The following is a 22,114-nucleotide window of genomic DNA, read 5'->3' as shown; positions in this document are numbered from 1 at the left end:
CCGGCCCCGCCCACCGAGGACCGGGCGGGCGGCAGCCGACGCGCGGGTGGGAGGGCGGACCGGGCCGCCGCCTCGCGCTCGTGGCACCGACGCCGGTTCCCCGTGCCGACGGCGGCGCGCGGGCGATCCGCGTCGACACGGGACCGTTCGGCCGTTTGAGCGCTCCGGGGGAGGCCCTCCGTGTGAAGATCCTCCAGGGCGGCGGGACCGAGCCGGACACGTTCCCGCGGCGCGTCCCGACCCGGCCGGTGACGATCGACCCGGCCGAGCGTCTGGCGGCGGGGCCCGCCATGGTCGTACGACAACTGGGGAGCAGGGCATCGGATGAGCGCACGTTTCGAGGAGCTGGACTGGCGGCCGACGCCCATGGGCGAGATCAGCCTGCGCCGGCGGCGGGACCCGTCGTCGGGCGAGGACGTGTACGAGGTGAAGCTCGGCGACGAGTACCTGATGTCCAGTCTCTTCACCGAGGGAGAGGTCGAGTTGGCTCGGCTCGGCCTCGCCGAGCTGCCTCCGGAGAGCGGGCTCGACGTCGTCGTGGGAGGCCTCGGCCTCGGCTACACGGCCCGGACGGCGCTGGACGATCCCCGCGTGCGTTCGCTGATCGTCGTCGACGCCCTGTCCGAAGTGATCGACTGGCACAGGCGCGGGCTCGTACCCCTGGGGGCGGGGCTGGCCTCGGACCCCCGATGCCGCCTGGTGCGCGGGGACTTCTTCGCGATGACCGCCGCGAGCGCGGCGGCGGGCGGATCGCCCGCCGCGGACGGCACGCCGACGCCGGCTCCCGCGTTCGAGGGGGACAGGGGCGACGCCGCACCCCGCGGTCTGGACCCCGAGAGCCCCGGCCGTCGTTTCCACGCGATCCTGCTGGACGTCGACCATTCGCCGCGGCACGTGCTGCATCCCAGCCATGCCGGGCTGTACACCGCGAACGGACTGCGGGCCCTCGCCGAACTCCTCTGTCCAGGCGGCGTGTTCGCGCTCTGGTCGAACGACCCGCCCGACAACGAGTTCAGCTCGGTGCTCGCGGAGGTCTTCACGGGAACCTCCGCGCGGGTCGTCGAGTTCGAGAATCCGCTGCAAGGCGGCACCGCCACCAACACCGTCTACCTCGCCCGCAGGCGCGACGTCTGAAGGACGCCGGAGCCGGTTCCCGTCTCGATCGCGCCGCCACCGCCCGGCCGAGACGAGGACCGCGACGAGGGGCCCCGACCTGGCGAGCCCTGCGGGCAGGTCGTCGGTGCCGCTCAGTATGCCCACCACGCCGCTCAGCGTCGCCAGCGTGATCACCCACAGGAACGCCCGCGTCCGGGACGGACTCAGCCGGTACTCCGCCGCGCGGGCACCTCCCGTCCCCGCCCCCGACCGGCGGCGAAGAGGGCGGCCCGCCGCTAGTCGGGCAGCTCGAGGGACAGGTGCGCGGACAGGGAGCGCAGGAAGTCCTCGGCGTCGAAGATCTCGCCGGCGGAGGCGACACCGACCGTTCTGGTCCGTCCCGCGAGGACGCGGTCGACGGCTTCCACCGCGAGCGGTGCGGAGACGGCGTAGATGTCCCGGCCCCGGGCCACGGCTCGCCGTTCGACGCCTTCGGAGCGTACGACGGCGTCGACGAGGAAGGTCTGCGCGGACCGCCCGTGCTCGTCGACCGCGGTGGGGGCCGGTGTGTCCGGGGCCGACAGCTCCCCGGCCGCCTCGACGGTCATGTAGTTGCGCACCTCGGGGATCGCCAGGTGGCTGGGCACGGTGACCACATCGGCCATCGAGAACTCCCCGAGCACGGCCCGCGGGCCCATCGGGTCGGGGAAGGGCCACCGCAGGGTCGGCGCGGGGTCCCTGGTGTACTCCAGCCTCCCTCCGGTGAACCGGACGCGTCGGCCGTCCCGCCGCTCCCTGGAGACCGCGCCCGCCGCGCGGGTCCCGGCGGTGGGATGCCAGCCGCTCAGCCCGTACGCGATGTGCGCCTCGTCGGCGGACTTCCAGTCACCCATCGCCGCGGTGGTCAGCAGGTCACCGAGGCCGCCGTAGAAGGCCATCGCGGGGACGATCACCGCGCCCTCGGCCCGGGCGCGGTCCGCGAAGCGCGCGAACGTGTCCGTGTTGGCCTCGATCTCGGCCGCCACGTCCACATACGGGATCCGGGCGCGCAGCGCCGCCTCGATCACGGGAGCGGCGGTCGTGGCGAACGGTCCGGCGCAGTTGATCACGGCCGCGGCTCCGGCCAACGCGTCGTCGAGCGAACCCGGATCGCGGACCGACGCGGGACGGACCTCCGATCCCGGGTGGGCGGCGGCCAGCGCCTTCAGCTTCTCGGCGTCCCGGCCGGACAGGACCGGGACGAACCCGCGCTCCCGCAGCCGCGACACCACGAACCGTCCGGTGTGCCCGTACGCGCCGAACACCGTCACCGTCTGTCCCGATCCCATGAGTTGCCTCCGAGCTGAAGTGAACCGCCTTGATCCGTCCCGCACATCCTGTCGAGGACTCCCGGGCCCGTACGAGTGTCCGGAACGCCATGCCTCGTACAATTCCGGACATGGACACTGTCGCGCTGGCCGTCACCGACGGGATGCTGCACTTCGAACTGGCCCTGGCCTGCGAGGTCTTCGGCGGCTCCGCCCCGGCCGGAACGCCGGGCTCCTGGTACGACCTCATGATCTGCGGTCCGGCCGCCGTGGGCGTCGGCCCGTTCCGGCTGGAGCCCGACCGCGGCCTCGATCAACTCCCGTACGCCGAAACGGTGATCGTCCCGGGCTGGGCCGACGTGGACGAGGACCCGCCCGCCGACCTGGTCGACGCGGTGCGCGCGGCTCACGAGGCAGGCGCACGCGTGGCCTCCCTGTGCACCGGCGCGTTCGTCCTGGCCGCCGCGGGCCTGCTGGACGGGAGGCGGGCGACCACGCACTGGGCGCACACCCAGGTCCTGGCCGCCCGTTACCCCCGGGTGCGCATGGACCCGGACGTCCTCTACGTGGACGAGGGCAGCGTGCTCACCTCCGCGGGCAAGGCGGCCGCCATGGACCTGTGCCTGCACCTCGTCCGGCTGGACCGCGGTTCGGCGGTCGCCAACACCCTCGCCCGCCGCCTGGTGGTGCCGCCGCACCGGGACGGCGGCCAGGCCCAGTTCGTCACGACCCCGGTTCCCGCCCCCGACAACCACCCGCTCGCCGAACTGCTCCCCTGGGCGATGGAACGGTTGGACCACCCCCTGACCGTGGAGGACCTGGCCCGCCGGGCGCGCATGAGCTCGCGCAACCTGGGCCGCCACTTCAGGTCGGTCACGGGCACAACCCCGTTGCAGTGGCTGCTCACCCAACGGATACGCCACGCGCAGGAGTTGCTGGAGACCACCGACGCCGGGGTCGACACCATCGCGGCGGCCACCGGCATGGGCACGGCAACGACGCTGCGCCGGCACTTCAACCGCACGGTCGGGGTGCCCCCGGACGCCTACCGCCGCACCTTCCGCTCGCGGTCCGGCCCCGGCCCGAACGGCGGGGACCACCGGGGTCGACAGGCCTGACGGGGGAGTGGTCCGGGCCGTGACGCGTACGCCGACGCGGTGATCCGGGTGTGCGCGCAGGAGGGCCGGCGAACGGTCTCGGCCGGCCTCTGCCTGCAGGGCCGGCGCCGTACCGCGAGGATGACGCTGGTGATCGCCGGGCCCGCGATCGTCTCGACGGAAGCCTGGAGGGGGTGTTCCTCCCTCCGCGACCGTCTTGGCGCGCGGGAGTCCTGGACAGCTGGATTCGACCATGCTGTCATGTGCATTGCATTCTTTCCAACGTTGTAGAAGGCCTCGGGGTTCACGGTCCCGTGAGGTGGCGCCGTGGTGCCGGACGAGGGAACCGGCGCCGCACGATCGCCGATGGCAACGTTGTCGCACGCCGAGCCGCCCCCTGGAAGGCAGGTCACCCGCATGTCACTGAGCAGACGAAAGCTCCTCGGACTGGGCCCGATCACGCTGGGGGCCGCGGCCCTTGGAGCCGGGTTACCGGGAATCGCCGCCGCGGCTCCCCGCCCCCTGGCCGACACACGGCTGCCCGACGCCTTTCGGAAACTGCCGCCCGGCAGCGTGACAGCGCGCGGCTGGCTCGCCGGACAACTGAGACTGCAGCTCGACGGCCTGTGCGGCAGGTACGAGTCCTTCTCGCACTTCCTCGACTTCTCCACCTCCGGCTGGGTGCGTCCCGAGCACGACGCCTGGGAGGAGTTGCCCTATTGGCTGCGCGGCTACATCCCCCTGGCGATCGCCACGGGCGACGCGCACGCCCTGGCCCGGTCCCGCGCCTGGGTGGACGCGATCCTCGCGACGCAGGCCACCGACGGCTTCTTCGGGCCGCGCGCCCTGCGCACCGCACTCGACGGCGGTCCCGACTTCTGGCCCTTCCTGCCGTTGCTGCAGGCCCTGCGCACACACGAGGAGTACACGCGCGACCAGCGGGTGGTCCCCTTCCTCAGCCGCTTCCTCCGCTTCATGAACGCCCAGGGTCCGGGCGCCTTCAACAAGAGCTGGGTGTCCTACCGCTGGGGCGACGGCCTCGATGTCGTCGTGTGGCTCTACCGGCGAACCGGCGAGCCGTTCCTGCTGGATCTCGCCGCCAAGATGCACACCGAAGGCGCCGACTGGACCGGTGCGACCCCGAGCCGGCACAACGTCAACATCGCCCAGGGCTTCAGAGAGCCCGCTCAGTACGCCCGGTTGACGGGCTCCGACGACCTCACCCGAGCCACCTATCGCGCCTACGAGTCCGTCATGGACACCTACGGGAGGTTCCCCGGCGGCGGCATGGCCGGGGACGAGAACTTCCGGCCGGGCTTCACGGACCCGCGCCAGGGCTTCGAGACCTGCGGCATCGTCGAGTTCATGGCCAGCCACGAACTCCTCACCCGGATCACCGGGGACCCGGTGTGGGCCGACCGTTGCGAGGACCTGGCCTTCAACATGCTCCCGGCCTCACTCGACCCCGACGGCAAGTCCGTCCACTACGTCACCGGCGCCAACAGCGTCGATCTCGACAACCACCCCAAGACCCAGGGGCAGTTCCAGAACGGCTTCGCCATGCAGGCCTTCCAGGCGGGCGTCGACCAGTACCGGTGCTGCCCCCACAACTACGGCATGGGCTGGCCGTACTTCACCGAGGAGCTCTGGCTCTCCGACGCCGACGGCGGGCTGGCCGCCGCGATGTACGCCCCGAGCAGGGTCCGCGCCACGGTCGCGGGCGGGACGACGGTGACCGTCACCGAGGACACCGGCTATCCCTTCACGGACACGGTCACCCTCACGATCTCGACGCCCCGACCTGTGCGCTTCCCCCTGCGACTGCGGGTGCCCGGCTGGTGCCAGGGCCCCCAACTGCGCGTCAACGGTGCCTCGGTGGCCGCCGCGGACGGTCCCTCCTGGGCGCGGGTGGAACGCACCTGGCGCGACGGCGACGTCGTCCGCCTGCGGCTGCCCCAGCAGGCCCGGCTGCGCCACTGGCCCGACGGGCCCGGCGCGGTCGGTGTCGAGCGAGGCCCGCTGGCCTACTCCCTGAAGATCGGCGAACGCTACGACCGCTACGCGGGAGACGAGAACTTCCCCGCGTACGAGGTCCACGCCACCACCGCCTGGAACTACGGCCTCGTCCCGGAGACCCCGCTGACCCCCACACAGACCAGCCCCGTCGTGCCGGATCAGCCCTTCACCCCCGACACCACCCCCCTGCGCATCACGGCGCGGGCCCGGCGGATCCAGGAATGGATCGCGGACGACGAACACGTCGTCGCGCCGCTCCAGGACTCGCCCGCCCGCAGCGATGCCCCGATGGAGACGGTCACCCTCATCCCCATGGGAGCGGCGCGACTTCGCATCACGTCCTTCCCCACGGCGGCGCCCGACGGCAGGCACTGGACGCCGGAGCCGCCCTTCCGCAGAATTGCGAACAGGAACAGCGGCAAGGTCCTCGCCGTCGACGGCATGTCCACCGAGAACAGCGCGCGCGTCGTCCAGTTCGACAACACGGGGACGGGCGACCACGCCTGGCAACTCGTCGACAAGGGCGACGGCTGGTTCCTGATCCGCAACGGCCAGAGCGGCAAGGTGCTCGGCGTCGATCGCATGTCCCTCGACAACAGCGCGATCGTCGTGCAGTTCGAGGACAACGGGACGGCCGACCACCTGTGGACCCTGGTGGACAACGGCGACGGCTGGTACCGGGTCCGCAACAAGAACAGCGGCAAGGTCCTCGGCGTGGACCGCATGTCCATGGAGAACAGCGCGCAGGTGGTCCAGTTCGACGACAACGGCACGGCCGACCACCTGTGGCGGTTCCTGTGACGCACTGAGCTGCTCCGGCGTGCCACCGGACCATGATTCCGGCCGATTCCCGCCCGCTTCCGCCGACTTCGGGTGCCCCGTGCCCGTGGTCCCAGCAGGCAGGCACTCGCCGCCGTTCGTCACGGCCCGGCGCTCCCGCCCGCGGACATCCGCCGAATTCCGGGCCGGCGCCAGAGGCGTCCGGCGGGCGTCGCCGACGGTCCGGCGCGTGGTGCGAGGGCCGGGCCGACCGATCTCGGTCGGCCGCGGCCGACTCCAGGCCGTGGCCCGTGTGCCGAGGACGGTCACCTTCAGGAGGGGCGCCGCCCGCTCGTAGCGGACGATTCGCTGCCGGTGTCGGCAAGTCGCCACGCCGGCGTCGGTGGTGTCCTCGGCGGCGGACGAGGACCCGCGGTGCGGCCGGTGTGAAGGCGGCGCCCTCCGGTGCCGCCCGGCGCGCCGCACTCTTCCGGGGCATCGGGCGCGCGGACACCGTGACCGGGCGGCAGGGTGATGGTGCCGGGGTCGTGGAGGGCCGATCGGCGGCGCCGTCCGGACCCGGAGCGGCCCGCGGTTCCCGTCCCGGACGAAGGCGGCTCTCGGGGGCATCCGTACATCCACCCAGCGGGAGGACTCGTGCACGACAAGCCACTCCTCAAGAGCGCCGGTGAACTGCTGCGCCGACGGCACGGCTCGTCGAGCCGTGCCCCGCGGACGGCGCCGGAGGGATTCGCCCTGGACAGCGCGACGGTCGGCGCGTTCGTCGCCGGGACGCTCGGCCCCGAGGACGAGGCGACGCTCGCCGGCCAGGTGGCCGGGCTCCTGCCGCACCACTGGGGCCTGCCCACGAAGTCGGTCGAGGCGCCGACCCCGCTCGTCGGCCACCTCGTCGGCCGGACGGAGCTGATGGCCCGGCTGGACCGGCACCCGGGGCGGCCCCGGCTGACCGCGCGGATCTACGTACTCCTGGGCCGTCTCGACCAGTACAACGAGGACCCCGAGGTACTCGCCTGTGTGCGGCACGCCCGGGCTCAGGACCCGTACTCGGTCGGGCTGCGCGGCCACCTGACGCCGGAGACCAACGACGAGACGCTGGACGGCCTCGCCTTCCGGATCGAGGAACTCCTGGGCGACAGCCGTGAACAGGACGCCACCGCGCTCGCCCTGGCCACCGCCGACTGGCTGCGCGGCGCCGCACGGAACGCCGAGACCACGGACGACCACCTCCGCGAGACGGGCGAGCTCATGGGTCACCTGCGCGAGGGCATCGGCGCGGCCGCCACGGGTTCCCGTGGTTCGGCAGCGCGGGCCACGCCTTCTGGGTGCTGATCATCATGGACATCTGGCGCTCCATGGGCTTCTACGCCGTCCTCCTCTTCGCCGGCCTGGTCGACATCCCTGAGGAGGTGCTGGAGTCCGCACGCCTGGACGGCGCCTTTGGCCTGCGCCTCGTCCGCCCCATCGTCCTGCCGATGTCCTTCCCGGTCCTCATGTCGTCGCTGATCTTCAGCATCAACGGCACGCTCAAGGCCTTCGACTCCATCGTGGCCCTCACCAACGGCGGCCCCGGAGAGCACCACCTGGACACCGGCGACCTCGCCCGCGCCGCGGCCTGACAGCCGCCCGTCAGGCGCGGTTCGCCGCCGGGTCCGGATCCGGCGCGGGAACACGCGCCGGCGCGCGGCGGGGGAGCGCCAGCGGAGTCGCCAGCAGGATCGCGCCGGCCAGGCCGAGGGCCGTACGCGGGCCGAGCAGGGCGCCGAGCACGCCCCAGGCCGCCGTCAGGAGCGCGGTCGACGCCTTGGTCGTCACCGCCCAGGCGGACAGCGTGCGGACGACCCGGTCGGCCGGGGTGCGCTCGAGACGGAAGGTGGCGTGCACGGGATTGAAGACCCCGCAGCAGAAGATGAGCCCGAGCTCGACGCCCATCACCAGCAGCAGTCCGCCGGTGCCCGGGCCGAGGAAGGCCAGGCCGACGAGCCAGATCGCGCGCAGTGTCCCGGACACGACCAGGACCCGGTGCTGCCCGAACCGGGCGACGAGAGGCCGGGCCAGCCGTGACCCGAGCAGACCGCCGATCGAGGGCACGGCGAAGGCCAGGCCGTACTGCCACGGGGTGAACCCCAGCCGGCCGAGCATCAGGACGGCCAGCAGCGGCTGGGCGGCCATCACCAGGCCGTTGAACAGGGCGGTGTTGAGGAACAGCGGACGCAGCGTCGCGTCGGCGAGGATGAACCGCCAGCCGTCGAGCAGCTCCCCGGCCCGCAGGGGCGCGGACCTCCGGTCCGCGGGCCGCGGCTCGTGCCCGCCCATCGCGTGGATGCCCAGAGCCGAGAGCAGATAGCTGACCGCGTCGGCCACCACCGTCACGACCGGACCGAGGAGCCCGATCGCGGCTCCGCCCAGCGGCGGTCCGACGATCGTGGTCGTCCAGGCGGTCGACTCGAACCGGGCGTTGGCGACGAGCAGGTCCTCGGCCGCCAGGAGCGTCTTCAGATACGCCCCGGAGGCGGCGCGGAACGTGATGTCCGCCGCCGCGACGACCACCGAGACCAGCAGGAGCTGGAGGAAGGTGAGCACGCCGAACGCGAAAGCGGCGGGGACGGTCAGCAGCGCGGCGAACCGCACCAGGTCCATCGCGATCAGCACCGGCCGCTTGCGGCGGAACTCCACCCACGGGCCGAGGGGCACCGCCGCGGCCGCGCCCACCGCGGCCCCCACCGAGGAGAGCGCGGCGACCTCGACCGGTCCGGCGCGCAGCACTTGGATGGCGATCAGCGGGAACGCCCCGAAGGCGAGCCACGTGCCGAGCGCACTGGTTCCGTACGCCCCCCAGAGCCACCCGAACCGCCGCCCCAGCCGATGCCCGCGTCGAGGGCCGGGCAGATGTCCCGGCCGGTGCCCGTCGCCCATTTCCGAGCCCCTCTCCACTCACCCGTACAACCGATCCGCGACCGGTAGCATCAAAGCGGGGACCACAGTCATGGATCAAACAACCGCGGAGCCACCCAGGCACAACCATCGGTTGTGCCTTTAGGGTGGCGGCATGGACCTCGACGCCGTCCGGACCTTCGTCGCCGCCGCCGAGGCGGGGCAGTTCCAGGAGGCCGCCGCCGAGCTGGCGATCACCCAGCAGGCCGCCTCCAAACGCATCGCCGCGCTGGAGCGCAACCTGGGCGTGCGCCTGTTCACCCGCACCGCGCGGGGCGCCGAACTCACCATCGACGGGCAGGCGTTCCTGCCGCACGCCCGAGAGCTGCTGCGCGTCGCCGAGCGCGCCGTCACGTCCGTGCACGCCGGCCGCCGGCCGCTGCGCGTCGACGTGATCGCCTCGCGCGGGGCGGCATCGGGCCTGATGCGCGGATTCCACCGCGCCCACCCCGAGATCGAGCTCGACGTGGTGTGGCTGTTCGACATCGAGACGGCCGTCGCCGCCGTCCGCTCGGGTGAGATCGACGCCTCCTTCCGCGCCGTCGCCGTACCCGGCCGGCCGCTTCCCGAGGACATCGAGTCCGTCCGCGTCGTCGACGAGTCCCTCCAGCTGCTCACCGGTCCCGCCCACGCGCTGGCCGGCGCCCGGTCGGTGACCCTCGCCCAGCTCGTCGGGCACCGGATCTGGATGCCCGGCATCGTCCCCGGTACCGAGTGGGCCGTCTACTACGCCGACCTCGTCGCCGAGTTCGGCCTCACCATCGAGGCGACCGGCCCCAACTTCGGTTCCGACGCCCTCCTCGACACGGTCGCCGACACCCCGGCCCTGGCCACCTTCATGGGCGAGCGGACCCGGCTGGTCTGGCCCGCCGGCCACGACCTGCGCCGCATCCCGGTGACCGACCCGATGCCCGTCTACCCGCACTCGCTCCTCTGGCGCCGCGACAACCCGCACCCGGCGCTGGCCACGCTCCGCGCCCACCTCACCGCCACGGCGCCGGGCCACAGCGCGGTCGGGACCTGGACACCGGACTGGGTGCTTCCACGCTGAACACCGGAGCGCCTCCGACGACTTGCACCACGGCGTGGGGTCGCCGTGCCGCGAGCGCGGTGGTCACGACGTCCGGCGGGGCCACGGCCACCCAGGCGCGCCCGGCCCGACGCGATGACAAGAACCCGTACGCCGAGACCCCGTTCACCAACACCCCGTACCGCCAACAACCCCTACCGCCAGTCCTTACCGCTCGCCATCCGGCCAGGCTGGAACCGACTCGTCACACGGAGGCGCCAACGCATGAACTCATCATCAACTGAACCTGCACAGAAGCGAATTGACGGGTCGTCCGTCCGGATCGGAGCTCTGGTTCCGCTGTCCCCGCCCGGCTGGGTCGAGGCGGGCCGGCACCTGCTCGCCGGACTGGAGCTGGGCGTCGGCGAAGTCAACGAAGCCGGCGGGATCGTCGGACGGCCGCTCGAACTCGTGGTCCGAGACACCGCGGCCGATCCCCGCAGGGCCGTGGCGGCCGTGGACGAGCTGGCCGGCCTGGGCGTGGCCGCGTTGGCGGGGGAGTACCACAGCGTCGTCGCCCGCGCGGCCGCCGCCAGGGCCGACGCGCTCGGCCTGCCGTTCCTCTGCTCGTCGGCGGTGCTCGACGCACTCACCGGACAACCCACGGAATGGGTCGCCCGCCTCGCCCCGGCACAGTCCCACGGCTGGCGCGTCTACGCGGAGTTCCTCCTCGGGGCGGGCCACAGCCGCGTCGCCGTGGCAACCCAGGAGAGTGCCTACTGGGCAGCCGGGACCCGCGTCCTGCGGGACCGTCTGACGCCCCGCGGCGGCACCGTCATCGAACTCGACACGCACGAGCTCGCTCCCGCGGCCCTGTGCGACGAACTCGCCGACCGTCGCGCGACAGCCCTCCTCCTGCTGGTCGGCCACCCGGAGCCGGCGGTGTCGATCGTCAAGGCCGTCCGGGGTGACCGGCGCCTCGCCGAGGTCGTCATCGGTGCTCCGGCCGGGCAGCCGGAGTTCGCCGCATGGCGGAGTTCGCTGGGCGCCGACGGCGCGGCGATTCCGTTCCTGCGCTATCTGCCCGAGCGCCCGAGCCCGCTCGGCACCCGCGTCGGCACGGCGCTCCACGAGCGGCTGGCCGAAGCGCCGTCCTTCGTCGCCTTCGAGGGCTACGACACGATCGCGGTCCTCGCCGACGTGCTGCGCGCGCACGGCACCGACCGGGCGCGCACCGCCGAGGCCTGGGCGCGGGTGGACGTCGAGGGCACCCGCGGCCGGATCCGCTTCTCCCGTACGCCGGGCATCGACGTCCGGCAGTGGGCCTGGCCGCCGGTCCAGGTCGTCGACCGGGACCCGGCCGACCCCGATCGCTTCCGGATCCTTCACACCGGCTGAACTCGGCCGTCCAGCCCAGGAGTCGACGCACCCACGGTGATCACGCGGTGACCGCTCCGGCCCTCACCCGGCTCCGGCGCGGGACCGCGGATCAGGACCGACAATCCCGATCCTCATCATGCCCGGCCTCCTCGAGATGACCTGTCCGTCAGGTCCGGGACGACACCAGGAAACCGCTGGGGCGCCATCTGGTAAGTGGCCGCCGACCACGGCTTCATCGCCGACTGCCGAGCCCGCCTCGCCTTCGATCTGCTCGCCAACACCTGGAACGCCGTCGTGGTGTGGGCGCTGCGCGCGGGGCCCTCGCGGCCCGGCGAACTGCGCGAGCGGATCGGTGGGATCAGCCCCAAGGTCCTCACCGGGACGCTGCGCCGGCTCCGGTTCAACGGTCTGGTGGAGCGCCGCGCGTACGCCGGGTCGCCGCCGCGCGTGGAGTACACCCTCACCGGGCTGGGGCTGACCCTGCTGGAGCCCGTCGAGGCGTTCGGCGTCCGGGTCTTCGAGCACGGCGAGGACGTGATGGCCGCCCGGGAGCGGGCGGAGGCGGCGGAGCACGCGCCCGGGTGATGTCCGGGGGCGCGCGGCACCCCCGCCACGCCCGCCCCCGGACCGGCGTTGTGGCGGCCCCCCGATCACCCTGGAGTGCTCCGGGCGGTGGAGCACGCCTGCGGGAGACCGCCCTGGATCACTCGTCACTCACTACCGGCGCGCAGGGCGAGCTCTCGTAGCACCTGGGCGGAGGAGACCTCGGGATCGTCGCGATCGTGTTCCGCCGCGAGTTGGTGGAAGGCGGCGGCGAACGCCCCGAACGCGGTGAAGATCGGACCGCTCATCGCCCTGGCGATGGCGTTCGCCACCTCCTGCGGGGCGGCGTCGTCGTCGATGTCGACGCTCCTCGGGAAGATGTCCTTCACCAGTTCGTTGAGGAGGGCATCGCTCTCGCTGTCCGGTTCGGGGGCGTCCTCGCCCACGTACTCGCGCGTCTTGGTGAGGATCGCGACGACGCGAGCCATCACCTCTTCGTCGGTCATGGGCAGAGCCTAGATCTTGGGAGCGCGGTCCGGAGTGCCGGAGCACCTCGCCCGCCTCAGGAGCCGCGCCGTTCGAGGCATCCGCGCGTTCTCGTCATGGCCGCCGATGGGCCGCTCACCGAGGCGTCCTTCGTCCCGGCGGCCGGGGGTGCTGCCTGAGCGACGACCCGTGCCGACGAGCCACGACCGGGCCCGGACCGGCCGGAGTCGAGTGAGGGGGACGCCGGTCGCGTCGCGACGTATGGACACCGTCCAGCGCATGTGTTGTCATGCCACAGACATCATTTTGCAACGATAGAAAGCGCGCGGGAGGCGCCTGCCACGCCTCCGTACTCCATCATGCCGCCGACTTGACCCGACCGCCCAGGACTCCGGACGAACGGCTTGTGACAACGCTGTCAGCGATCCTCTCGGGCGACCGTGGCGACCGGCGGGCCTCATGACGGGCCGACAGGGCCCGCTTCAGGACGGAGCTGTCTGCGTGAGAAGAAGAACCGCGTGGCGTACGACGCGTCTCCTGCGACGGCTGGGCACGGTCGTCGGCCTCACCGGCTGCGTGGCGGCCATGACCGTGGCCGGTCCAGGCCCGGCGTCGGCGGCTCCGGCCGGTCCGCACGGTCCGGCCGCGGATCATCGCGTGCGCGCCGTGACTTCGGGCGACGCACGGTTCCAGGTGCTGTCGCCGACCTTGATCCGCACCGAGTACGCGCCCGACGGGAAGTTCACCGACCAGGCGACGTTCAACGCGATCGGCCGGGGCGCGTTCGCACCGGCTCCGTACACGACGAGCACGTCGAACGGCTGGCTGACCATCACGACCGACGCGATGACCCTGCGGTACCAGGTGGGTTCCGGCCCGTTCGACACACGGAACCTGTCCGTGCGCCTGAAGGCCGGTGCGGCACAGGTCACCGCGACGCCGTGGCAGCAGGTGACGTGCGCGCTCGGCGCGCTGTGCGAGGCCGAGACACTGTCCTTCGACGGGCTCGGCGTCGCGTCGGACCACACGGGCCACACCGGCTCCGGCTTCCTGGCCGGGTTCCAGGGGACGGGCAGCTCGATGACGGCCACCGTCGACGTCGCCACGGCCGGGACCTACCAGTTCGACACCCGGTACGCCAACTCCCGTGCGGGCGACGGCCAGAACACCACACGCACCCTCACCCTGACGGTGGACGGCGGCGCGAGCCGGACGCTGAGCCTGCCCGTCACCGGCGGCTGGGACTCCTGGAGCCTGCTCGGCAGTTCGCTCCAGCTCGGTGCGGGCCGTCACACGATCACCCTGACCAGGACGGCCACGGACTCCGGCAACGTCAACATCGACAGCGTCGCCCTCGTGGCCCCGGGCGCCGGTTTCCCTCCGGCCTCGGCGACCGCGATCAAGGACTGTGGTTTCGGCGTGAGTTGTGAGGCCGAGGCCGGTCGCGCCGCGGGCTCCGCCGTCGTTGCCACCGATCACGGCGCGTACTCCGGCGACGGGTTCCTCGCGGAACTGAACCAGGGCGCCGGCGTGTCGGCCCACGTGGTCGGTGTGCCGGCGGACGGGACCTACGCCCTCCAGGTCCGCTACGCCAACGCCCTGGGCGGCGACGGCCTGAACCAGACCCGTACCGCAGTGGTGTCGTCCGGAGGGGCGTCCCAGAACCTGTCGCTGCCCGTCACCGGAGACTGGGACACCTGGCGGACCGCCTCGGTGCCCGTGACCCTGAAGGCGGGCGACAACGACATCACCATCGGCTGCCCGGCCACGGCGAGTTGCCACATCAACCTCGATACCGTCTCCGTCACCGCGGCCGGCGCCGCGGCGCCCGAGCCGCACCTGGCGCTGGGCGGCTACCGTCGCAGCCTGGACGGGCTGAACGGCGACAACGGCGATCCCACCACCACGCCCGGCCTGTTGCACAAGGACGGCTGGTACCTGCTCGACGACACCTCCTCCGCGCTGTACGACCCCGCCACCAAGAAGGTCACCCAGCGCTCCGCCCACCAGGGCACGCCCTACCAGGACGGCTACGTCTTCGGCTACGGCCACGACTACAAGCGGGCGCTGTCCGACCTGGCGACACTGACCGGCCCGCCGAAACTGCTGCCGCAATGGGCGTACGGCGTCTGGTACTCGGAATACATCGACCGGACCGCCGCCGACTACCGGGGCCGGATCCTGCCCGCCTTCCGCTCCGAGGGCGTTCCGCTGGACGTCCTGGTGACCGACACGGACTTCAAGTCACCCAACACGTGGAGCGGATGGGAGATGGACCCGGCCAAGTACCCCGATCCCAAGGGGTTCTTCGACTGGTCGGCAGCCCAGGGACTGCACAACACGCTCAACACCCACCCCAGCATTCTCGCGTCCGACCCGCAGTTCACCCAGGCCCAGACGACCGCGAAGGGGAGACTGACCAAGGGAGGCTGCGCCTCGGCCGCGAGCTCCGGCGGTGACTGCTACACCTTCGACTTCGGCGACCCGGACCAGCTGAAGGCGTACATGGACCTGCACCGGACCATGGAGGACCAGGGCAACGACTTCTGGTGGCTCGACTGGTGCTGCGACAACTCCCAGTCCTCCCTGCCCGGCGTCACCCCCGACGCGTGGATCAACCAGCAGTACGCGAGCAGCGCCGACCGGACGATCGGCCGAGGCTTCGTCGTCTCCCGCGCCTACGGATCCCTGCAGGCCGGTGGGTACAGCGGTCAGCAGGGGCTCCCGACCGGGCCGTGGGCGGACAAGCGCACCACGGTCCACTTCACCGGCGACACGGCCTCCACCTGGGGCACGCTGCGCTCCGAGGTCGGCTACACCCCCGGCGAGTCGGCGGCCACCGGGATGTCCGCCGTCAGCCACGACATCGGCGGTCACAACGACACGACGGGACTGACCGGTTCGGAGACGTACACCGACGGCGGGCAGCAGCGCACCACGCACAAACTCCCCGACGACCTCTACGCCCGCTGGGTGCAGTTCGGCGCCTTCCAGCCCATCGACCGCCTCCACAGCAACCACAGCGACCGGCTGCCCTGGCAGTACGGCGCACAGGCCCGGCAGTCGGCGGACAAGTTCCTCAACCTCCGCGAGAACCTGGTGCCCTACACCTACACGCTTGCGCAACAGGCCGCCACCACCGGTGTTCCGATGGTCCGGGCGGCCTATCTGGAGTACCCCGACGAGCCCCAGGCGTACGCCACCGCCGACAGCGAGTACTTCTACGGCGCCGACATGCTCGTGGCCCCCGTCACCGCACCCGGAAGCACGGCCACCACCTCGGTGTGGTTCCCGCCCGGCCGGTGGACCGACTACTTCACCGGGCAGACCTACACCGGCGGCACCACGCGGAACATCACCACCGGCCTGGACACCATGCCGGTGTTCGTCAGGGCCGGAGCCGTCGTCCCGACCCGCACCGACAACGTCACCAGCCACGACAAGGCGCCCCTGACGAAGGTCACGCTCACCATCGCCACCGGGGCCTCCGGCTCCACCTCCCTGTACGAGGACGACGGGACCACCGGCGGCCGGGGCCGCGCGGCCACCACGAAGATCCGCTACCGCGAGAGCGGCCCGCGGCACAGCGTCACCATCGGCCCGGCCGTCGGTACCTTCCCCGGACAGGTCAGGAACCGGAGGTGGACGGTCTCCCTCCTGGGCGTCGCCGAGCCCGCCCGTGTCACCGCGGGAACGAAGCGGCTCTCACCCGACTCCTACGCCTACGACAGCGCCACCCGCACCCTCACCGTCACGCTGCCCGCGGGCAGCGTCCACACCCCGCGCACCATCAGCTTCGACTGACACAAGGACGACCCCGGTCGCCGCTCCGGGCGCTCGCCAGGTCGTGTCAGGGACGACGGGCGGGCCCGGCCCGGACCGCGACTCGCGGTCCGGGCCGGCGGCCTGCGGCCGGCCCGGACCGCCGTCGCACCGGACCGCGCGGATTCCGTCGACGCTCCGCGTCCCGGCCTGGACACGCCCGACGGCGACCTTCGCGACGCGGGCGGAGCCGAAGGCATGCGCCGGACGACATGCCAGGACTTCTCGGCGCGACCCGCTCGACCAGCCCGTACTCGCTCGGCTCCGGCCGCACCGGGATCGCTGGTCACGCCGGGAAAACCGATTGACCACCCTCATACGATTTTCGTATGACACCTACGCTCCGCTTGGCAGCGGTCACGGCCGCCAACATCGACGCCGCGATCGGCCTGAAGGTCCGCCCCGACCAGGAGCACCTGGTCGCGCCGGTCGTGAAGTCCCTCGCCGAGGCGTACGTGCACCCGGACACGGCCTGGCCCCGCATCATCCTCGACGGGGAGCGGCCCGTCGGCTTCCTCATGGCTTTTTTCGACATCGACTTCAAGGGCGACGGTACGGGCCGGGACATCCGCTCGGGGCTGTGGCGGCTCAACATCGCGGCAGGCGAACAGGGCCGCGGCTACGGCCGCTTCGCGGTGGAGTCCGTGGCCGCCGAGATCCGACGCCGGGGCGGTACTCGCCTGACCACCACCTGGCACCCCGGCGAGGACGGTCCCGAGGCCTTCTACCTGGGGCTCGGATTCCGGTTGACGGGGGAGACGAGCGGGGACCAGCCGGTCGGGGAGCTGGAACTGGGCTGAGGGCCGTCCCGCGATCCGCGGTGGCCGAGGGCTCGGCGGTGGACGAGCGCGCCGCGGTCGCCGAACCTGCGGCGCCGGCCGAGCGCGCCGCGTCGGACGCGGGAAGCGGCGCCTCGCGAGGCGTAGGACTTCAGCGGCGGGGCGCTTCGCGAGGCGGGGGGCGGTCCTCGCACCGCGGGTAGCCGGGCGATCCGATATCGAGGCGGGTCGCCGGGGCGGGCTGTCGTCCGTGCGCCCGTCGGCGATGCCGGGCCGGTCCTGCGGGACGAACAGGTCGCGCGGTCGAGGTACCGCGCCGGGGCGAGGGCCCCTGACGCGCCTCCCGGCCCCGACGCTCCCTGCTCGGCGGGCCTGGCCCCGGCGGGACACACGACGTCGGGCTCGTACATCCCTGCGATATCGTGGCGGTCTCCGAGCGAAGGATCGCACCGGGCGACGTCATCGCGGCCGCACCGCCGCGTCGGTGCCTCAGCCGCAGCGACCTCCCCTCACCGGTCGGCCGGGACCGACCGCCGCAGCCCGGGCCCGCTCGCCCGTCCCGTACAGCAAGCCGTAGGTCGATCTTGGAATGTAACGCCCCTTGACGTCGCTGCACCGTCCACGGGCCCACCCCGTTCCTGGAGTGTGCCGGGCAACGCCGCCCGGCCCGACCGGACACGAGAAGTGCCGACGAGTTCGACCCCGCCGGTTCTCCGGTCCCCGCCCCCTGTCTTCGAAAGGCTCTACCGCACCATGCCCTTGGCTCTGCTGGCCCTGGCAGTCGTCGCTTTCGGTATCGGCACGACCGAATTCGCCACGATGGGGCTGCTGCCCCAGATCGCCGACGGGATCGGCGTGTCCGTGCCCCACGCCGGCAACGTCGTGTCGGCCTACGCGCTCGGCGTCGTCGTCGGCGCGCCGGTCCTCACGGGCATCGGCGCGCGCGTCCCGCACAAGCGCCTGCTGCTGCTCTTGACCGGACTGTTCGTCGTCGGAAACGTCGCCTCCGCGTTCGCGCCCACCTTCGGCACGCTCTTCGCCGCGCGCTTCCTGGCAGGTCTGCCGCACGGCGCGCTGTTCGGCGTGGGAGCCGTCGTCGCCTCACGACTGGTCGCCCCGGAGCGCGCGGCCCGCGCCGTCTCGAAGATGTTCCTCGGTCTCACCATCGCCAACATCGTCGGCGTCCCCGCCTGCACGGCCCTCGGACAGCAACTGGGCTGGCGCTCCGCCTACGTGGCGGTCGCCGTCATCGGCCTCGTCGCCCTCGCCGCACTGGCCGCCTTCGTCCCGCACCAGCCGCGCGGACAGCAGTCCGGCATCCGTCACGAACTGCGGGCCATGGGAAACAAGCAGGTGGCCATCGGCCTCGCCACGGCCGTCGTCGGATTCGGCGGCTTCTTCGCCGTCTACAGCTACCTCGTCCCCATGCTCACGCACCTGACCGGCGTCTCCGACACGTCGACCACGCTGGTCCTCGCGCTCTACGGCGTCGGGATGACGCTCGGCACCCTGCTCGCCGGACCGCTCACGGACCGCGCCCTGCGCCCGACGCTGTACTGGGGGCTCGTCCTGCTGGCGGGGGCGCTGGTGACGTTCTACTTCACGGTGCACAGCACCGTGCCCGCCCTGGTGACGGTCACGTTCATCGGCGCGATGGGTTCCCTCATCACCACACCGGTCCAGATGCTGCTCATGGCCAAGGCGAAGGACGCGCCGACGATGGCGGCGGCCTCCAACCACTCCGCCTTCAACCTGGCCAACGCCGGTGGCGCCTGGCTCGGTGGCCTGGTCATCGCGGCGGGCTGGGGCTGGGCCGCCCCCAACCTGGTCGGCGCGGCGCTCGCCCTGGCCGGTCTCGGCCTCGCGTTCACGGGTGGATTCCTGGACCGGGGTCACCGCCCCTCCACCGTGATCGCGGAAGCCTCGACCGTGACAGGGCAGGAGACCCGCTCCCTCACCTGACCGACAGCGTCACAGCCCGCTCCCGAGGCCGGTACGGGAGCGCCCCGATCAGGGCGCTCCCGTACCGGCCTCGGCCTTGCGCAGCATCAGGGCCAGCAGCAGACCGCAGCCGGCCGCCGCGCCTCCCGCCGCCAGGAAACCGCCGGTGGAACGCCAGGACATCACCGACCACCGCGACTGCGCGGAGAGCACGGACCCCGTACTCAGCCACGACCCGGCCGAGATCAGCGACAGCGAGGAACCGATCGACCCGATCGACAGCGCGCTCCCGATCGAGCCGACCGACAGGGCCGAACCGACGGACCCCACGGACAGCACCGACCCCACCGAACCGATCGACAACACCGAATCCTGCGACCACAACGACAGCGTCGAACCTGAGACGGCACGACGGGCCGACCGTACGGACACCTTTGTCATGAGGCCATCTTGCCCGCCGGACGTCCGTTCCCGGTGAAGCTCGGGACAGGCGGTGCCGTCCTGGGCGCGCGTTCAGGACGTCCGGACGTCCTGAACGGTCCACCGGGCAAGCCGACCTGGCTGTCCGGTCTCGGATAAGTCCGGGTGGGGCGGTCCCCTGACCTGTGGTGCCCGGACTTGAGTGGGACGATCTCGCGAAACCCGTCTCACTCAAGTCCGGGCAAAGGGTCTTCTTGGGTCAGATGCGGAGTTCGGAGGGGAAGCCGGTCCAGCGCAGTTCTGCGGGTAGGTGGCGCATGTCGTTGCAGAAGAGCACGGAGGACGGCCTGCCGGGTGCGTATCGGATGGCCGTCAGAGCTGCGTTGCCGTGGTTGAGGCCCATCCAGCGCCACTCGGGTGCGTCGAGGGCGGCTCGGATCAGCCATCCGATGAGGAAGTTGTGTGTGACGACCAGTTCATGGCGGGGGCGATCGCCGTCGACCGGGCCTGTGAATTCTGCGAGAGCTTCCCGGGCCAGTGCTGGACCACGGTTGCGTTCCTCTTCCGGAACCTGAGCGAGGAAGCTGAGCATGGCTTCGGCTGAATCCGGCGGCAGCTCCTCCTTCGCAGGCAGGTAGGGGATGTAGTCGCCGGCCAGTTCCGATGGGTGCAGTGGGGCGGCGTCAAGTTGTGCGCTGATCAGCTGGGCCGTCTGCTGCGCCCGGGGCAGTGGCCCGTGGTAGATCGCCGAAAGTGGGGTGTTCCGGAGCCGTTCACCGAGCAGAACGGCTTGGCGCCGGCCGCTTTCCGTCAGGGTTGACTCATCTGCCGATGCTTCACTGTGCCGAGCGAGGTAGAGGTATCGAGCAGCTGTGTCCGTCATGTCCCGGGTCTCCGTTGCCATCTGTGATCTTGTATGTCGGGATGGACGCTGAGCTCGTCGTGCATAGTTCCGTCGCGACTGCGCTGGCTCGGTCGGCGATGAGTGGGGGACGCCTTCGGGCTGCCGAGCCGATACTCGATCTCCGCGGCTGACGACTTCACAGTCTTCGTGAACCAGAGTTCGTGGCGGATGCAGCCGTTGTCGTGGACGGGCGCCCAGACCCGGGCGGGAAGCGTCGCGCCGGTGCGCGCGATGACGCAGCGGCGGCAGGCCCAGCAAAGAACGTGGTCATCCGGGACGGCTGGCGGGTCCGCAGAGCGGTCGTCGCTCTGAAGGTCGGGGAGCGTGCGGGCCGAGTGCTATCGAGTCTGACCGCTGAGGATGCAGAGGGCCTGGGCCTGAGCGCGGTCCCGGCCGGCCGGGCGACGGGGCGGGTCCGAGGGCGCCTCGGCACGCGCCGTGGCCGCCTCGAAGGTCCGGTGACTCAATTCGGGGCGACGTCGGCGTGCACGAGGTGGTGATCCGAGTACGGGGTGAGGTGGACGCCTTGTTTCCGCGGGGTGACGCCTCGAAGGAAGACGTAGTCGAACTTGCTCTGCCAGTCGGTGGTCGGCTCGCAGGCCCCGGTCGGCGAGGGGCGGCACTGTGCGTCCGCGTCCTCGGCCAGTGCCCAGAGGGGGGCGAGTTCGGGTGCGGACGGCACGGTGTTGAAGTCGCCGAGGACGATCGCCCGGTCGAACCGGGCGACTTCCGCGGCGAGCGCCTCGGCCTGGTCCGCCCGGACGGCCTCCTGGCGTCGTTGCGCGAGGTGTGTGTCGAAGACCCGGACGGACCGGCCGCCCACGAGTGTGGTGACGGCCAGGTATCCGCGGTCCTCGGATCCTCCGTCGCGGTACTCCACGGTGACGGGGTCCGTCATTGGCGCGGCCGACAGGATGGCCTGCCCGTAGGCTCCCGGACTCCACGGCACTCCGCCGCAGCGACCCCAATCGCGAAGAACCGTCCCGTACTCGACGTGGTAGACCAGCCCGTAGAGGCTCTCGAGTCGCCCCCGGAGCCGCTCGACGTCACGGGCGCACGCCTCCTGCAGACCGATGACCTGGGGCGCGTACGTGGCTATCTCCGCCGCCCGGTCGGCGTTGCCGGCGTCGCAGGGGTTGCAGACGTTCCACGTCATGACCCGGCCGGGGACGACTTCGCGGGCGGCTCCGACGGGCAGCGGTCTGGCGAACAGGTCGCCGCCCGGCGCGCTCGGGCCGACGAGCAGCACCCAGACCGCGGCCATGGCACAGGCGAGCAACCGCGTACCGCTTCCGAACACCATCGCCTCCTCGGTGTGGACAGGGATGGCAACTGACGTCTCCACAGCCGAGGTTATGGGACGCGGCTGTGGGTGACGGGTGCGGGGCGCCCGGACTCGGCGGAGCGGACGGGAGCGGATCGCCGTTGCCGATGACCGGTCGAGGCCCCGGGCCCGCCGACCGCCCTCCCGACGGCCGACGTGGACCGTCTCGAGCGCAGCGCAAAATCTTGCGCTGCTTGCGTCGGCTTGCGTCGGCGTGGCGCAAGCTTTTTCCGGCGGTCGCCCGGCGGGGGGGGGCCGGGGGGGGGGGGGGCCCCCCGGC

The 22,114-nt window shown here is 72.1% G+C and carries 17 protein-coding genes; 11 read left to right on the top strand and 6 right to left on the bottom strand.

Features of this window, described 5'->3' with window-relative positions; all coding sequences use genetic code 11:
• Positions 1-324 precede the first annotated feature (324 nt).
• Positions 325-1,134, top strand: a complete 810-nt coding sequence (locus tag ACFYW7_RS24760) for a spermidine synthase (protein WP_389505917.1) — start codon at positions 325-327, stop codon at positions 1,132-1,134.
• A 257-nt stretch (positions 1,135-1,391) separates the two neighbouring features.
• On the opposite strand, the gene ACFYW7_RS24755 is transcribed toward ACFYW7_RS24760, so the two are convergent.
• Positions 1,392-2,423, bottom strand: coding sequence for a saccharopine dehydrogenase NADP-binding domain-containing protein (locus tag ACFYW7_RS24755; RefSeq protein WP_389505915.1), 1,032 nt, complete (start codon positions 2,421-2,423; stop codon positions 1,392-1,394).
• A 110-nt stretch (positions 2,424-2,533) separates the two neighbouring features.
• On the opposite strand from ACFYW7_RS24755, the gene ACFYW7_RS24750 reads away from it, so the two are divergent.
• From ACFYW7_RS24750 to ACFYW7_RS24735, 4 genes are all read left to right on the top strand, one after another.
• Positions 2,534-3,520: a helix-turn-helix domain-containing protein gene (locus ACFYW7_RS24750; protein WP_389505913.1), complete on the top strand. Its 987-nt coding sequence runs from the start codon at positions 2,534-2,536 to the stop codon at positions 3,518-3,520.
• A gap of 396 nt (positions 3,521-3,916) precedes the next feature.
• The gene (locus tag ACFYW7_RS24745; RefSeq protein ID WP_389505911.1) at positions 3,917-6,316 is read left to right on the top strand and encodes a beta-L-arabinofuranosidase domain-containing protein; all 2,400 of its coding nucleotides are present in this window, start codon (positions 3,917-3,919) and stop codon (positions 6,314-6,316) included.
• A 615-nt stretch (positions 6,317-6,931) separates the two neighbouring features.
• Positions 6,932-7,624 (top strand): hypothetical protein, encoded by a 693-nt coding sequence (locus tag ACFYW7_RS24740; protein WP_389505909.1) that lies wholly within the window; start codon positions 6,932-6,934, stop codon positions 7,622-7,624.
• Positions 7,618-7,911: a carbohydrate ABC transporter permease gene (locus ACFYW7_RS24735; RefSeq protein ID WP_389505907.1), complete on the top strand. Its 294-nt coding sequence runs from the start codon at positions 7,618-7,620 to the stop codon at positions 7,909-7,911. Before ACFYW7_RS24740 ends, ACFYW7_RS24735 begins: the two co-directional genes overlap by 7 nt.
• 10 nt (positions 7,912-7,921) lie before the next feature.
• Here ACFYW7_RS24735 and ACFYW7_RS24730 read toward each other — a convergent pair whose 3' ends face one another.
• Positions 7,922-9,208, bottom strand: a complete 1,287-nt coding sequence (locus tag ACFYW7_RS24730) for an MFS transporter (RefSeq protein WP_389505905.1) — start codon at positions 9,206-9,208, stop codon at positions 7,922-7,924.
• Between the two features lie 133 nt (positions 9,209-9,341).
• On the opposite strand from ACFYW7_RS24730, the gene ACFYW7_RS24725 reads away from it, so the two are divergent.
• From ACFYW7_RS24725 to ACFYW7_RS24715, 3 genes are all read left to right on the top strand, one after another.
• A complete protein-coding gene (locus ACFYW7_RS24725; protein ID WP_389505903.1) occupies positions 9,342-10,277 on the top strand; it encodes a LysR family transcriptional regulator in 936 nt (311 codons plus the stop codon).
• Positions 10,278-10,520: 243 nt separating this feature from the next.
• On the top strand, positions 10,521-11,633 hold the full coding sequence (locus tag ACFYW7_RS24720) for an ABC transporter substrate-binding protein (RefSeq protein ID WP_389505901.1): 1,113 nt from the start codon (positions 10,521-10,523) through the stop codon (positions 11,631-11,633).
• A 195-nt stretch (positions 11,634-11,828) separates the two neighbouring features.
• Complete coding sequence (locus ACFYW7_RS24715) at positions 11,829-12,200, top strand: winged helix-turn-helix transcriptional regulator (RefSeq protein WP_389505899.1); 372 nt, start codon at positions 11,829-11,831, stop codon at positions 12,198-12,200.
• 125 nt (positions 12,201-12,325) lie between these two features.
• Here the strand turns inward: ACFYW7_RS24715 and ACFYW7_RS24710 are convergent, their stop codons facing one another.
• The gene (locus ACFYW7_RS24710) at positions 12,326-12,664 is read right to left on the bottom strand and encodes a hypothetical protein (RefSeq protein ID WP_389505896.1); all 339 of its coding nucleotides are present in this window, start codon (positions 12,662-12,664) and stop codon (positions 12,326-12,328) included.
• Positions 12,665-13,229: 565 nt separating this feature from the next.
• On the opposite strand from ACFYW7_RS24710, the gene ACFYW7_RS24705 reads away from it, so the two are divergent.
• The 3 genes from ACFYW7_RS24705 (at position 13,230) to ACFYW7_RS24695 (ending at position 19,207) form a co-directional block, all read left to right on the top strand.
• Entirely contained in the window at positions 13,230-16,448 is a 3,219-nt protein-coding gene (locus tag ACFYW7_RS24705; protein WP_389506447.1) for a TIM-barrel domain-containing protein, read from the top strand.
• A gap of 347 nt (positions 16,449-16,795) precedes the next feature.
• The gene (locus ACFYW7_RS24700; RefSeq protein ID WP_389505894.1) at positions 16,796-17,266 is read left to right on the top strand and encodes a GNAT family N-acetyltransferase; all 471 of its coding nucleotides are present in this window, start codon (positions 16,796-16,798) and stop codon (positions 17,264-17,266) included.
• Between the two features lie 732 nt (positions 17,267-17,998).
• Positions 17,999-19,207 (top strand): MFS transporter, encoded by a 1,209-nt coding sequence (locus tag ACFYW7_RS24695; RefSeq protein WP_389505892.1) that lies wholly within the window; start codon positions 17,999-18,001, stop codon positions 19,205-19,207.
• Positions 19,208-19,255: 48 nt separating this feature from the next.
• Here ACFYW7_RS24695 and ACFYW7_RS24690 read toward each other — a convergent pair whose 3' ends face one another.
• From ACFYW7_RS24690 to ACFYW7_RS24680, 3 genes are all read right to left on the bottom strand, one after another.
• Positions 19,256-19,627 carry a hypothetical protein gene (locus ACFYW7_RS24690; RefSeq protein WP_389505890.1) on the bottom strand — a complete coding sequence of 124 codons (372 nt, stop codon included), beginning with the start codon at positions 19,625-19,627 and terminating at the stop codon, positions 19,256-19,258.
• A 238-nt stretch (positions 19,628-19,865) separates the two neighbouring features.
• Positions 19,866-20,489, bottom strand: a complete 624-nt coding sequence (locus tag ACFYW7_RS24685) for a histidine phosphatase family protein (RefSeq protein ID WP_389505888.1) — start codon at positions 20,487-20,489, stop codon at positions 19,866-19,868.
• A 484-nt stretch (positions 20,490-20,973) separates the two neighbouring features.
• Positions 20,974-21,813, bottom strand: a complete 840-nt coding sequence (locus ACFYW7_RS24680) for an endonuclease/exonuclease/phosphatase family protein (protein ID WP_389506445.1) — start codon at positions 21,811-21,813, stop codon at positions 20,974-20,976.
• Positions 21,814-22,114 lie beyond the last annotated feature (301 nt).

The sequence above is a fragment of the Streptomyces sp. NPDC002580 genome (genome assembly GCF_042889485.1).
In the GTDB taxonomy this organism is placed as follows: Bacteria; Actinomycetota; Actinomycetes; order Streptomycetales; family Streptomycetaceae; genus Streptomyces.
Note: the sequence above shows the minus strand (reverse complement) of the source record. Positions and strands in the feature narration are given on the sequence as shown.

Excerpts from the sequence above, each read along its gene's own strand:
- ACFYW7_RS24720 (WP_389505901.1), top strand. The coding sequence starts at position 10,521 with ATGAACTCATCATCAACTGAACCTGCACAGAAGCGAATTGACGGGTCG.
- ACFYW7_RS24685 (WP_389505888.1), bottom strand. The coding sequence starts at position 20,489 with ATGACGGACACAGCTGCTCGATACCTCTACCTCGCTCGGCACAGTGAA.
- ACFYW7_RS24690 (WP_389505890.1), bottom strand. The coding sequence starts at position 19,627 with ATGACAAAGGTGTCCGTACGGTCGGCCCGTCGTGCCGTCTCAGGTTCG.
- ACFYW7_RS24755 (WP_389505915.1), bottom strand. The coding sequence starts at position 2,423 with ATGGGATCGGGACAGACGGTGACGGTGTTCGGCGCGTACGGGCACACC.
- ACFYW7_RS24710 (WP_389505896.1), bottom strand. The coding sequence starts at position 12,664 with ATGACCGACGAAGAGGTGATGGCTCGCGTCGTCGCGATCCTCACCAAG.
- ACFYW7_RS24730 (WP_389505905.1), bottom strand. The coding sequence starts at position 9,208 with ATGGGCGACGGGCACCGGCCGGGACATCTGCCCGGCCCTCGACGCGGG.
- ACFYW7_RS24750 (WP_389505913.1), top strand. The coding sequence starts at position 2,534 with ATGGACACTGTCGCGCTGGCCGTCACCGACGGGATGCTGCACTTCGAA.
- ACFYW7_RS24745 (WP_389505911.1), top strand. The coding sequence starts at position 3,917 with ATGTCACTGAGCAGACGAAAGCTCCTCGGACTGGGCCCGATCACGCTG.
- ACFYW7_RS24725 (WP_389505903.1), top strand. The coding sequence starts at position 9,342 with ATGGACCTCGACGCCGTCCGGACCTTCGTCGCCGCCGCCGAGGCGGGG.
- ACFYW7_RS24705 (WP_389506447.1), top strand. The coding sequence starts at position 13,230 with ATGACCGTGGCCGGTCCAGGCCCGGCGTCGGCGGCTCCGGCCGGTCCG.
- ACFYW7_RS24680 (WP_389506445.1), bottom strand. The coding sequence starts at position 21,813 with ATGGTGTTCGGAAGCGGTACGCGGTTGCTCGCCTGTGCCATGGCCGCG.
- ACFYW7_RS24700 (WP_389505894.1), top strand. The coding sequence starts at position 16,796 with ATGACACCTACGCTCCGCTTGGCAGCGGTCACGGCCGCCAACATCGAC.
- ACFYW7_RS24760 (WP_389505917.1), top strand. The coding sequence starts at position 325 with ATGAGCGCACGTTTCGAGGAGCTGGACTGGCGGCCGACGCCCATGGGC.
- ACFYW7_RS24695 (WP_389505892.1), top strand. The coding sequence starts at position 17,999 with ATGCCCTTGGCTCTGCTGGCCCTGGCAGTCGTCGCTTTCGGTATCGGC.